This window comes from Ralstonia sp. TCR112, from assembly GCF_007997035.1.
GTDB lineage: Bacteria > Pseudomonadota > Gammaproteobacteria > Burkholderiales > Burkholderiaceae > Ralstonia > Ralstonia edaphi.
On record NZ_VOSS01000068.1, the window covers coordinates 15,219 to 27,559 of the forward strand.

Below are 12,341 nucleotides of genomic sequence, written 5' to 3' on the forward strand. Positions count from 1 at the left end.
TTTGTCGGTCTCCCGGCGAACATTGCCAAAACGACAAACGCCGTCCAACGGCGTATTCTTTTTTTTGGCTTCCAGGAGACACCTCGATGCACCCCCCGTCCAGCCTTTCGACCGGGCAATCCAAGGCCGCTGCGGTCTTCCGCGTCACCGCCGGGAATTTCCTGGAGCAGTTCGACTTCTTCCTGTTCGGCTTCTACGCCACGCAGATCGCCAACGTCTTCTTTCCGACCGAAAGCGAGTTCGCCTCGCTGATGATGACGTTCGCTGTTTTTGGCGCCGGCTTTCTGATGCGGCCGCTCGGCGCGATTGTGCTCGGCGCCTACATTGACGACGTTGGCCGCCGCAAGGGGCTCATCGTCACGCTGTCCATCATGGCAAGCGGGACGGTGCTGATCGCGTTCGTTCCCGGCTACGCCACGATTGGTCTCCTGGCACCGGCGCTCGTGTTGCTGGGGCGTCTCCTGCAGGGCTTCTCGGCCGGTGCGGAGCTGGGCGGCGTATCGGTCTATCTGGCCGAGATGGCCACGCCGAGCCGCAAGGGCTTTTTCACGAGCTGGCAGTCCGCCAGCCAGCAGGTCGCCATCGTCGTGGCGGCAGGTTTGGGCTTCGCGCTGAACCAATGGCTCAGTGCACCGGCCATCGCCGCATGGGGATGGCGTGTGCCGTTCTTCGTCGGTTGCATGATCGTGCCGTTCATCTTTGTGCTGCGCCGTAATCTTGAAGAAACGCAGGAGTTCAAGGCGCGCAAGCATCGTCCGAGCATGAAGGAGGTGTTCGGCACGCTGCTGCAAAACTGGGGCGTCGTGCTCGCCGGGATGATGCTGGTGGCGATGACCACGACGAGCTTCTACCTCATCACTGTCTATGCGCCGACGTTCGGCAAAACCGTCTTGCATCTGAGTACGGCCGACAGCCTGCTCGTGACGCTCTGCGTGGGGGTGTCGAACTTTGTGTGGCTGCCGATTGGCGGTGCGCTTTCCGACAGGATCGGCCGTCGCCCGCTGCTGATCGGTATGACGATGCTGACCATCGCCACGGCATACCCGGCGCTTTCGTTCCTCGCGCACGCGCCCAGCTTCACGAACATGCTGCTCGTGCTGCTGTGGTTGTCGTTCATGTACGGCATCTACAACGGCGCGATGGTCGTCGCGCTTACGGAAGTGATGCCCGTGCAGGTGCGCGTTGCCGGGTTCTCGCTCGCCTACAGCCTCGCCACGGCAGTGTTCGGCGGCTTTACACCGGCCATCTCGACAGCGGCCATTCATATGACCGGCGACAAGGCGGCCCCTGGCTACTGGATGAGTCTTGCCGCCGCGTGCGCACTCCTGGCAACGTTGACGCTCTATCGCCGCCGTGCAGTAACGCTGGCGCCGGCGCACTGACGCCCAGCGCATCCCCCGTTCCGCATATTCGCAAACACGTACGACTTGGCATGACCCCAATCATGAAGACTCTGTTTCGGAACCTGTGCGCAGCCGCGCTCGTCGCAACCTCGGTGGTGGCAGCCACCGTCCACGCTGCTGAACTGCACGTCATGAGTTCTGGGGGCTTTACGGCAGCCTATAAGCTGCTTGGGCCCAAGTTCGCCGCGCAGACGGGCAACACGCTCGACACTGCACTCGGCCCGTCGATGGGCAAGTCGCCCGAAGCGATTCCGAATCGGCTCGCACGCGGCGAACCTGCCGACGCCGTGATCATGGTCGGCTACGCACTCGACGATCTGATCAAGCAAGGCAAGGTCATCCCGGATTCGCGCGTGGAACTGGCCGACTCGCGCATCGGCATGGTGGTGCGCGAAGGTGCAGCCAAGCCCGATATCAGCTCACCCGAGGCCCTCAAGCAAGTGCTGCTGCATGCCAAGTCGATCGCCTACTCGGACAGTGCAAGCGGCGTCTATATCGAGCGCGAGCTGTTCAAGAAGCTGGGCATTGAAGAGCAGGTCAAGGCAAAGGCGAAGATGATTCCGCGCATTCCGGTGGCATCCGTGGTGGCCACCGGCGACTACGAAGTCGGCTTCCAGCAAGTGAGCGAACTGCTGCCGGTGCAGGGTGCGGCCTTCGTCGGAAAGATTCCGGAGTCGCTGCAATCTGTGACGCGCTTTGCTGCGGGCATCCCCGTCGGTGCGCAGCACCCGAAGGAAGCCAAGGCGCTTCTCGACTATCTCGCTTCGCCGGGGGTGCAGCCGGACGTGAAATCGACGGGCCTCGATTCGGTACTTGCGCATTGAGTCACTGCGCTCGCGCGGCATGTCAAGCGGTGCTCGTTAGGCGTCGCTTGACGTCACGCCTCCGCGCTTCGCTTCCATGATCATGCGGTGAAATTCCTCTGCGGCTGGTGTAAGCGCCCGGCCGCGCCGCTTCACGATCCCGACGCGCCGGTTCACGACCGGCTCCACCAGCGGCACGCTTGTGAGAATCGGATGGTCATGCCCAGGCATGGCCATCGATGGCACCGCAGCGACACCGAGCCCCGCTTCCACCAACCCCAGCATCGTCGTGACGTGCCGCGTCTCACAGACGCTTGGCGCTCGCGGTGCAACGGCCGAGAGCGCCTGATCGAGCAGCAGTCTGTTGCCGGAGGTCTTGTCCACTGACACGTATTCGTGTTCGTAAAGCTCGTTCCACGTCACGCGCTTTTTTCGGGCGAGCGGATGATCGCGTCGGCAGGCAACAACAAACCGCTCCTGCAGCAGCATCTTGAATTCGATTTCGGGCTCCTGGCTGCCCATGAAGCTCACGCCAAAATCTGCTTCGCCGCTGATGACGGCACTCAGCACTTCGTTCGCGCTCGCATCCAGCAGCTTGACGCGGATGCGCGGAAAGCGGCGGTGATAGCGCGCAATCAGGTTCGGCAGAAAGTAGTAGGCCACCGACGGCACGCACGCGATGGTCACCTGCCCCAGGCGGCTCGATGAAATATCGCGGATGCCGAGCAGTGCGACGTCCAGATCGTCGAGCAGTTGTTCGGCACTGCGGGCGAACACGCGGCCGACCGTGGTGAGCGTGACGCGGCGTGTGGTCCGCTCAAACAGGGGCACGCCGAGCGCGCTTTCGAGCTTGTCGATTCGACGGCTCAACGCGGGCTGGGAAATGCTGATCGCCTCGGCAGCCTTGCGGAAGTTGCCCAATTCCACCACCGCGCGAAACGCCTGCAAGTCCGTCAAATCGAAATTGATGCCCACCGGCCAGCCTCCACATCCCAGATGCGCAGCATTTTGCGCGATTTATCACGGGGGTGACACGTCTCCAGCGGCACGCGGCAGGGCTTGCCCAGTTGAACGCTGTGCACCGACATGGGGCGCAGATTCCAAGAGGTCGCGTCCGGCAGCGCTCAAGCGCTTTATCAAAAAAGCTCATCAAACCTGCCAATGCGTTGAAATGCGCCGACGCTTCGTGTCACATGTCGCACCAAGGCATGTCACCCCTCTTTCGTAGGGGGTGTGGCACGGTTCGTGCAGCCTTGCGCCCGGTTTGACGACAACAAAGAAGTTGGGAGGGTGTATGTGCAACAAGCCGGTGTCCGGGGCACCGCTGTTGGAAGAGGCTTGCCAGCTGGGCAGCATGGTCAACGTTTCGCACCGATGCTTCGACGCGCGAAGGCCCTGTCGATGACGCCGCATCTATCGCGGCGCATTCAGCGCTGCACAGATGACGTCGCGCATGGCGAACTGAATGCCGCGGGCTCGAAGGAGGGCCCAGCAACCAGATATCAGATGCATCTCTTCTTTCAAGGATTTCTTTGATGATCGTGTTTTCTCAACGATGGATTGCCGCCGCAGCGATTGCGTTTGCGCTGGCGGGCTGTGGTGGCGGATCCGATAGCACGCAGGCCAGCAGCACGACGGGCACGGGCAGCGGCACAGGGGCGCAAGGCGGTACCAGTGGTGGCAGCAGTGGAGGGACCCCGGGTGGCCAGACCGGCGGAAACGGCGGTGGAACGACCGGCGGCAGTACATCGACCCTGTCGAACAGCGCAGCGCTCGTCCAGAAATTGGGCAAGCCTTCGCGCGTGCTCGTCGGCCTCGGTTCGGGCCAGTCGATTTCGGATATGCAGAGCCAGGGCATTCGGCCGGACATCATCGACGTCTACCTCGTAGGCGCGGGGCCGGGTTCGTGGCCTTACTGGAACAGCCCTGACGGCGCGTACATCACGTATGCCGCGCAAGCTGCCCAGACCTATGGCGCCACCCCGATGTTCACCTTCTACCAGATGGCGCAGAACGGTGACGGCAACCTGAGCGGCATCACCGATGCGACCTTCATGAACACGTACTGGAGCCAGGCGCGATTGATGTATCAACGCATCGCTGCGCTGAATGCGCCCGTGCTGATCAACCTGGAGCCCGATTTCTGGGGCTACGTGTGGGCGCAGGCCCCGAGCCATGATCCCACGCAGATGGCCGCGGTGGTGAACAGCCAGCCGGAATGCAGCAGCCTGCCCAACACCGCCGCCGGCATCGGGCAGTGCCTGGTGCAGATGGCCCGCCAGATCGCGCCCAAGGCGCTGATCGGATTCCCGCCCGCGTTCTGGTCGGGATCGCCGACCGCGGTTGCGGGGGAAATGCGCGCTGCGGCTGCGCACCAGGCCGACTTCATCGTCGCCCAGACCAGCGACCGCGACGCCGGCTGCCTGGAAGCTGCCGCCGTGTCGGAGTGCACAGGCCGCAGCGGCATTTTCTACTGGGACGAGAGCAACATCGCCACGCCGAATTTCCATCAGTCGCAAAGCAGTTACCTGGACTATCGGACTGCGTTGGGGAATGGGCTGCCCATTCTGTGGTGGCAGACGCCGCTGGGCGTGCCGTCCAGCACGGCGGGTGGCACCAACCAGCACTACCGGGATAACCGCGTCGATTACATGCTGCGCAACACACAGGAATACGGCGACGGCCATACCTTCGCCATCGTCTTCGGCTCGGGCGGTACGTACCAGACGACGATCAACACCGACGGCGGCCAGTTTGCGCGCCTGCTCGGTCTGTACCTCGGCGGGGGCGGAGCCACCCTGCAATAACCGGGCGGGCGGCGCTCATGCGAGGCTAGATAGCCGTCGCGTAGTCAACGCGGTTGCGGCCCTTGCGCTTGGCTTCGTAGAGCGCATCGTCCGCAGCCTTGGTCAATGCGGTGAGCGACGCGAAGCTCGCGCGCCGTGCGGTCGCGCAACCGATGCTCACCGTGAAAGGGGCCAAGGCTGTGTCGCCGGGGCCGGCGCGGGTTCCTTCCACTTCGGCACGGATGGCTTCGGCGATGCGTGTTGCGCCGGTCTCGCCTGTATCGGGCAACAGCACCACGAATTCCTCTCCGCCGTATCGAGCCGCGAGATCGCCGCGTCGTCGCGCATGCTTGGAAATGCAGTGGGCGAGATACTGCAGCGCGATGTCGCCCTGAGCATGGCCGTGCTCGTCGTTATAGCGTTTGAAATGATCGGCATCGACGAAGAGCACGGATAGGCGACTGTCGTTCCGTTGCAGGCGATCCCACTCATTTTCCAGCGCGACATCCAGGGCGCGCCGGTTCTTCAGCCCGGTGAGCGGATCGGTTTGCGTAAGCTCCCGCAGGTGGGTTTCGGCCATGACGCGCCCACGCAGCGCAAATGCCAGGAGCCAGACGCCGGCGCAAAAGGCCAAGCTCACCGACAGCGACGACAGTCCCACGATCCATGACAGCCGCCGCCACGCTTCAAGCGCATCGGTCATGGCCGGGGCGACCACAGCGATGAAGGGTGTGCCGGGCACGCGTTGGAACGTATAGAGGCGCAGCACGCCATCGCTCGCAGATGGCGCCACATAGAAGCCGGACTCCTGGTTCACCATGCGCGGGAACGTCAGCGATTTGCTGAAATTGACCGTGCGGACTGCGCCATGCGGCGGACTTCTTGCCACCAGTGTTCCGTCGGTGCGGACAATGGCCGTGACGCCGTGCGGCCCGATATCGAGCTTCTCAAGCAGCTGCTTGAAGTAATCGAGGTCGATGGCGACCAGCGCGGTGCCGGCAAAGGTCCCGTCCTGCCGGTTCATCCTCCGGCTCAGCGCAATGGCTTCCACGCCGCCGCGCGACCGCGCTTTGTAGGGCGCTGAGATATAGAGGCCAACGTTTGCATGGTCGCGATGGACGATGAAGTAGTCGCGGTCGCTGAAATCCCAGCGGTGCGTCGCCGAGCAGCAACCGTCAACGAGCCGGCCCTTCTCGTCGGTCACGCCCATGCCCGTGACATACCGCGCGGAAGCCGTCGGGTTGAACAGCAGATCGTGCAGGACCTCCGGATCGAGGTTTCGGATGCCGGGCTTGTCGAGCGCGGCAATCAGCATCAGCAACGACTGATCTGCCGATTCAACGGTGCGTGAGATGTGGCTTGCCAGAACGGCTGCGACATTCTTCGAAGTGTCGTGAGCATGCTCGATAGCCGTTTCCCGGTTGGCCCACAGCGTCAGCACACTGATTGCCAGGACAATGAATGTCAGCAACGTTCCCAGTGCACCAACGATCAGGGGATGGTGGCCTGCCAATGTGGCCAGCCGTTGGGCAAAGGGACGAAGGGGCATGTCGTTGTCTTGGGCGACGACAAACCGCACCGCTGCCTGTTCGACGAGGCATCGTGCGGTCGATCTTGGGGACGGTATGGATGCGTGTGGGGCACGCCGTCACCGGTGGTTATCGGCACAAGACACCAAAACTGCAGTGCGGCGTGCGGGTTCCGTCGTAAGCCCGGCCGCCGGACACGAGGCGCGGAAGGGGCAGACGAACTCCGACGCCTCGCCAGTCGGCGTCGGCCCGCCCGCATCCGCACGCGGCTCAACGTGCGAGCGCCGCAGCGAAATCACGATACGAACCCAGCGGCCGGCCGAGCAGGGTAGTCAGACGCTCGACATCGCCGGCTTGCGGAACCATGCCGTCGCTCACATAGCGTTCGGCCATCAGGCGCATCTCGTAAGCCATCCATTTGGGCAGGAAGTTCGCCACGTTGGTCTCGAAGCCGGTCGGATCGTCGCCGCCGTAGGCCACGGGGCGGCCGAGCGTTTCTGACCAGATCGAGGCCAGCTCGGGGCCCGTCAGCGTATCGGGGCCCACGAGGTTGAGGATCTCGATCGGCAGCTTGCCCGGCGCCGCATCCCGGCGGACCAGCTCGATGGCCGCGACTTCTGCGATGTCGCGCGTGTCGACCATCGCGACGCCATTGCTGCCGATCGGCATCGGATAGACACCATGGTTGACGATGACGTCCTTGACCATGTGTTCGTTGTCCATGAAGTAGGCCGGACGCAGGATGGTGGCGCTGAAGCCCATCTGCTCGATCATGCGTTCCGCGCCGGACTTCACTGCAAAATGCGGCACGTTCACGAAACGCTCGGCGTGCATGACCGACAGATAGACGACGCGCTCAACGCCGGATTCGCGCGCCACGTTCAGCGCAATCAAAGCCTGCGTGAATTCGTCCCCGGCGACAGCATTGAGCAGGAACAGCGTCCGGACCCCGGCGAAGGCACGCCGCAGCGAATCCAGATCCAGCATGTCGCCCTGGACGACATTCACGCTGGCCGGAAAGTTTGCTTTTGACGGGTCGCGCACCAGCGCGCGTACGTCCGCACCGCGCTTGACGAGTTGATCGACGACTTGGCGGCCGACGCGGCCGGTAGCACCAGTAACGAGGATGGTCATGATGTTCACTCCTTGAGTGGGTTGGGGTCCCAGCTAAGGTAGGTGATCCATATATGGTCCGGAAGATGCTATAAATAGACAGGGTGTATCAATGGTGGAACACATGGATTGGCTGGCGCTTGCGGATTTCAACCTGGTCGCCCGACATGGAAGCTTTGGCGAGGCCGCGCGGGCGACAGGGCGGCCGAAGGCAACGCTTTCTCGCCGGGTCTCGGAGCTGGAGGGCAGTCTTGACCTTCGATTGTTTGAGCGCGGATCACGCGGGCTCAAGCTCACCCAGGAAGGCCAGGCGTTGTAGGAACGTACCGGCACGCTGCTCGCCGAGATTGCCGAGACCGCCGCGGCAATCGCATCGGGAAGCGAACGCCCGCGCGGCCGACTGCGCATCAGCGCGCCTATGCTGTTTTCCCAGATCGCGATGGGCAAGCTGGTGGCCGCGTTCGCGTTGAAGTATCCCGACGTGCAGCTGGAGGTGACGACCGAAGACCGCGGCGTCGACATGATCGAGGAAGGGTATGACCTCGTGATCCGAGTCAACCCGGACCCGGACGAAAGCCTGATCGGACGCGTATTTCTGCGCGATCGCCTGGTCGTCGTGGCAAAGCCGGGACTTGCGCGGCCAACAGGCAAGAGCGCTGCGCCGGCCGTCCTGCGCGGCGCCGGCACGGGAAGCGCCGCCTGGGACATCACGGGGCCCAAGGGCAAGGCGCGCATCGCGATCAAGCCCGTCGCGCACTTGTCGTCGCTGATCATGGTGCGCGACACCGTCCGTCTTGGCGTGGGTGCCGCGTGCCTGCCCGTGTCCCTCGTGGCGCACGATCTGGAGGCCGGCGCGTTGGTGCATTGGGGCGATGTGGATGGCCCCGATATCGCGCTATGGGCGCTTTATCCTTCCCGGCGGCTGCTCAGCGCTCGTGTTTCCGCTTTTCTCGAGCACCTCAAAGACGCGTTCCCGACGGGCGAGCCCGAAGAGCTAGCGGCCTTTATCCGTTCCTGACTCGAGGGATCCGGTTATAGAGCCTCGGGGTCTCCGCGCATTTCCGGCAATGGGCGATGCGCGATCTCTTCTGCCTCGGCGTGGCTCAGCCCGAGCATGCGCAGCAGCGCGGATGCCGCCCGCTCCGGAAAATCGCTCTTGCTGTCGCTGAGGCTTGCCAGCAGCGTGGCCGCCGGCTCCGATTGCGCATCGATCTGCACGCCGACAGCCACGGCGGCGAGGACGGTGCCGCCAACGGAAATCAGGCTCATCAATGGATCGGGCGCGTCAAACCGACCTGCCGCGACGCCACGCCCGATATCGCGAAGCAGCCGCTGGCCAAGCCCGCGACTCAGGATGCGCGGCGAGAAGCCCTCGCGAATCAGGAACTGCCCCCACACCGGCTCACGTCGCGCGCGCAGCAGCGTGTGCCGCACCGATACGGCAATCACTTCGGCCGGGTCGGCAAGGCCCCCGGCAATCCGGTCCAGCGTGTCTGCGAACTCTTCGAACACCCAGTCCGTCAGCGCCAGGTAGATCGCCTCTTTCGATTCGAAGTGGTTGTAGAACGAGCCAAAGCCGACATCCGCGGCCTCGGTGATCTCGTTGATCGCAACGCCCTCCATTCCCTTCTCGGCCATCAGTTTGAGCGCCGCCTCTAACAGGCGCGAGCGTGTCTCGCGTTTGCGACGCGCTCCGCGCGGCTCCTTTTCTTCAATGGCGGTGGCCGCCGGCTTGGCCGCTGCAGCCGCTGTGGCGGATTTAGTGGCCTTGGCGGGGCGGGGGGTGGAAGTCCTGGGCATGGAGTCGAGTCGATGAAGCGGGGGTTAGAGTTTAACCTGATCAAAGTTGACAAATTTATCAGTTATGATTTGAATATCGAAAACGCCCACCCCAAGGGCGATACAAGAACAGGAGTTCGCGTGGAGACAGCTGCACATGAGGCGCAGGAAGCGCTTCCGTTCACGCCCCGGTCATCCCAGGCCGTTGATTTGCCTTCCGCAGTCGACGTGCTGATCGTGGGTTTCGGCCCGGTAGGCGCCATGGCTGCAAATCTGCTGGCCCGATACGGCGTACGGGTGCTGGTCGTCGAGAAATCCACGGAGATCTTCATGGCGCCTCGCGCCATCGCACTCGACAACGAAGCGCTACGCATCCTGCAGATGGCGGGCATTGGCGAGCGCGAACTCGAGACCATTGCGATCCCGTTTGTGCGCATGCGCTCGCCGGTGTTTGGCGAATTCGCGCGCGTCAATACGCTCGGCGGCGCCGACGGCCATCCGAAGCTCGTCACGTTCTACCAACCCGATCTCGAGCGCAGCCTGCGGCGCCAGCTCCAGCAATACGACGGCGTGCACACCGCGCTGGGCGCCGAGTGCAACGGGCTTGAAGCCGCCGACGACCACGTCGTCGCTTCAGTCGCGTTGGCTTGCGGACAGACGCATCGCGTGCGTGCGCGCTACGTCATCGGCGCAGACGGCGCCAGTTCCGTCGTGCGTGGGATGATCGGCCAGGCGTTCAAGGGCAAGACGTTTGCCGAAGACTGGCTCATCGTCGATGCGCGCAACGTGCCGAGCCCGATCGACCACGTCGAGTTCCTCTGCAACCATCGTCGCCCGACGCCTCACATGACGGCCCCAGGCGGCCGCGAACGCTGGGAGTTCATGCTCAGCCCCGGTGAGACGCGCGCCGAAATGGAATCGGACGAACGCATCCGCACCTTGCTCAAGCCGTGGTGCAACGTCGACGACATCGTCATCGAGCGCAAGGCGGTCTATCGCTTTCACGCACGCGTGGTCGATACGTTCAGCAAGGGGCGGGTCTTTCTTGCCGGAGACGCAGCGCACATTACGCCGCCCTTCGTTGGACAGGGGCTTGTTGCTGGTCTGCGGGATGTGGCCAATCTCTGCTGGAAGCTGGCATGGGTCGTCCAGGGCCGCGCGGCGCCGGGCATTCTTGATTCGTACGATCGCGAACGCCGCCCGCATGCGAAGGCGATGATCAATCTCGCGAAGTTCATGGGCAAGCTCGTGATGCCGCGCAACGCAGGCATTGCGTTGCTCACGCACGGGCTCATGCGCCTTGTGCGCCTGGTTCCCCCGCTGCGCACGCAGCTCGAAGAACTCGGCATCAAACCGAAGAACGCGTTCGCACGCGGCCTGTTCGTCAATGGAAAGGGCGGCTCGCGTTTGCGCCGTGGCGCCGTGCTTGCCCAAGGCTGGGTGCGTGGCGCCGATGGCACGACCCGATTGAGCGATGACGTGTTTGGCGGCGCGCTCGCGTTGATTGGGTTTGGCCAAGACGTCAGCGCACAACTGGATGCCGGCACCGCCAACGCGTTTACCGCCGCGGGCGGGAAGGTGTTCCGAATCACGCATCGTGGGCAGCGCCTGCACGCCGTGCAAGGCGAGTCGTGGGAAGACCTTGAAGGGGTTTTTCTGCCGGGCTCCGTGCCCGTTGGCTGGGCCGCCGTCATCCGCCCTGATCGCACCATCGTCCATGACGGCCCGGCACAGGATGCCGCGCGCCTTGTACGAGAAAGCCTCGCATTGCTCGGCGCATCTGCCGGGCAGGCGTCTTCCCTGGCTCCTGTCGCACGCGCCGCTTGAGGTCTCACCATGAAACTTACGACTGCCCAACCTGCACGCCACCCACGCCCGACCACCAAGGCGATCGAACTGGCCTACCTGATCTTCGAGCGGCCAGACCTGACCAAGGCAGAGCAGTTCCTGACCGATTTCGGCCTGCACACCGTGGCGCGCGACGGCGAACGGCTGTTCATGCGCGGCACCAGTGCCGCCCCGTTCTGCTATGTCGTCCACAAGGCAGACACAGACCGCTTTGTCGGATTCGGCTTGCGTGTTGCCGACAGCAAAGACCTGGAAGCGCTCGCCCGCGTGCCGGGTGCACCGGGCGTGGAGCCAATCACCGCACCGGGCGGCGGACTGTGCGTACGCCTGCGTGATCCGTCTGGCTTTCGCGTCGACGCCGTCTGGGGCCAGGCGCCCGGCGGCACGCTGCCGCATCGTTCGGCAATGGCGCTCAATACGGCCGACAGCATCGTCCGCGTGAATGACACGCAGCGCGTTCAGGCGAAGCCGCAAGAGGTCATCCGCCTGGGCCACGTCGTGCTGGAAGTGGCCGACTACCAGGCCACGAGCGCCTGGTACACACAGCACTTCGGCTTCATTCCCAGCGATGTGCAGGTGCTGCCCGATGGCTCACCGGCGGTGGCGTTCATGCGGCTCGACCTGGGCGCAACGCCTGCCGATCACCACACGCTCGCACTCGCGCAGGGCTTCGCGCCGATCTACAGCCACAGCGCATTTGAAGTGATCGACGCCGATGCCATCGGCATGGGGCAGCGCATCCTGCGCGAACGCGGCTGGAAGCATGCGTGGGGCATCGGCCGGCACATCCTGGGCAGCCAGATCTTCGACTACTGGCAAGACCCCTGGGGCGACAAGCACGAACACTACTGCGACGGCGACATGTTCACCGCCGACCAGCCCACCGGTATCCATGCCGTGAGCCGTGAAGCGATGTCGCAATGGGGCCCTGTCATGCCGCGCAGCTTTACGAAACCCAAGCTCTCTCTGTCCAAGCTCGTCGCGCTGCTGCGCAACCTGCGCAACAGCCCCGACCTGACTGTCGGCAAATTGCGCACGCTGGCCAAGCTTTTCGCGTAACCCTTCCTTTACCGACAGCCC

9 protein-coding genes and 1 pseudogene are annotated in these 12,341 nt (G+C 63.8%); 6 read left to right on the forward strand and 4 right to left on the reverse strand.

The genetic code is table 11. The annotated features are described in order from the left end of the window. Positions 1-86: 86 nt before the first annotated feature. Positions 87-1,382, forward strand: coding sequence for an MFS transporter (locus FUT88_RS16390; RefSeq protein ID WP_147216687.1), 1,296 nt, complete (start codon positions 87-89; stop codon positions 1,380-1,382). A gap of 62 nt (positions 1,383-1,444) precedes the next feature. Further along, the gene (locus tag FUT88_RS16395; protein WP_147216689.1) at positions 1,445-2,227 is read left to right on the forward strand and encodes a substrate-binding domain-containing protein; all 783 of its coding nucleotides are present in this window, start codon (positions 1,445-1,447) and stop codon (positions 2,225-2,227) included. A 36-nt stretch (positions 2,228-2,263) separates the two neighbouring features. On the opposite strand, the gene FUT88_RS16400 is transcribed toward FUT88_RS16395, so the two are convergent. Next, complete coding sequence (locus FUT88_RS16400; RefSeq protein ID WP_147216691.1) at positions 2,264-3,181, reverse strand: LysR family transcriptional regulator; 918 nt, start codon at positions 3,179-3,181, stop codon at positions 2,264-2,266. A gap of 560 nt (positions 3,182-3,741) precedes the next feature. On the opposite strand from FUT88_RS16400, the gene FUT88_RS16405 reads away from it, so the two are divergent. Next, a complete protein-coding gene (locus FUT88_RS16405) occupies positions 3,742-5,013 on the forward strand; it encodes a hypothetical protein (protein ID WP_147216693.1) in 1,272 nt (423 codons plus the stop codon). Positions 5,014-5,038: 25 nt separating this feature from the next. Here FUT88_RS16405 and FUT88_RS16410 read toward each other — a convergent pair whose 3' ends face one another. Together FUT88_RS16410 and FUT88_RS16415 are read right to left on the reverse strand one after the other, a co-directional pair. Next, positions 5,039-6,541 carry a sensor domain-containing diguanylate cyclase gene (locus FUT88_RS16410; protein WP_147216751.1) on the reverse strand — a complete coding sequence of 501 codons (1,503 nt, stop codon included), beginning with the start codon at positions 6,539-6,541 and terminating at the stop codon, positions 5,039-5,041. A 250-nt stretch (positions 6,542-6,791) separates the two neighbouring features. Continuing rightward, a complete protein-coding gene (locus FUT88_RS16415) occupies positions 6,792-7,655 on the reverse strand; it encodes an SDR family oxidoreductase (RefSeq protein ID WP_147216695.1) in 864 nt (287 codons plus the stop codon). 103 nt (positions 7,656-7,758) lie between these two features. Between FUT88_RS16415 and FUT88_RS16420 the strand changes: the two are divergent. Next, positions 7,759-8,652 (forward strand): annotated as a pseudogene (locus FUT88_RS16420) (LysR family transcriptional regulator). A 14-nt stretch (positions 8,653-8,666) separates the two neighbouring features. Here the strand turns inward: FUT88_RS16420 and FUT88_RS16425 are convergent. After that, on the reverse strand, positions 8,667-9,434 hold the full coding sequence (locus FUT88_RS16425) for a TetR/AcrR family transcriptional regulator (RefSeq protein ID WP_147216697.1): 768 nt from the start codon (positions 9,432-9,434) through the stop codon (positions 8,667-8,669). A gap of 207 nt (positions 9,435-9,641) precedes the next feature. On the opposite strand from FUT88_RS16425, the gene FUT88_RS16430 reads away from it, so the two are divergent. Together FUT88_RS16430 and FUT88_RS16435 are read left to right on the forward strand one after the other, a co-directional pair. After that, the gene (locus tag FUT88_RS16430; RefSeq protein WP_410003888.1) at positions 9,642-11,240 is read left to right on the forward strand and encodes a bifunctional 3-(3-hydroxy-phenyl)propionate/3-hydroxycinnamic acid hydroxylase; all 1,599 of its coding nucleotides are present in this window, start codon (positions 9,642-9,644) and stop codon (positions 11,238-11,240) included. Between the two features lie 9 nt (positions 11,241-11,249). Continuing rightward, complete coding sequence (locus FUT88_RS16435) at positions 11,250-12,320, forward strand: VOC family protein (RefSeq protein ID WP_147216701.1); 1,071 nt, start codon at positions 11,250-11,252, stop codon at positions 12,318-12,320. Positions 12,321-12,341 lie beyond the last annotated feature (21 nt).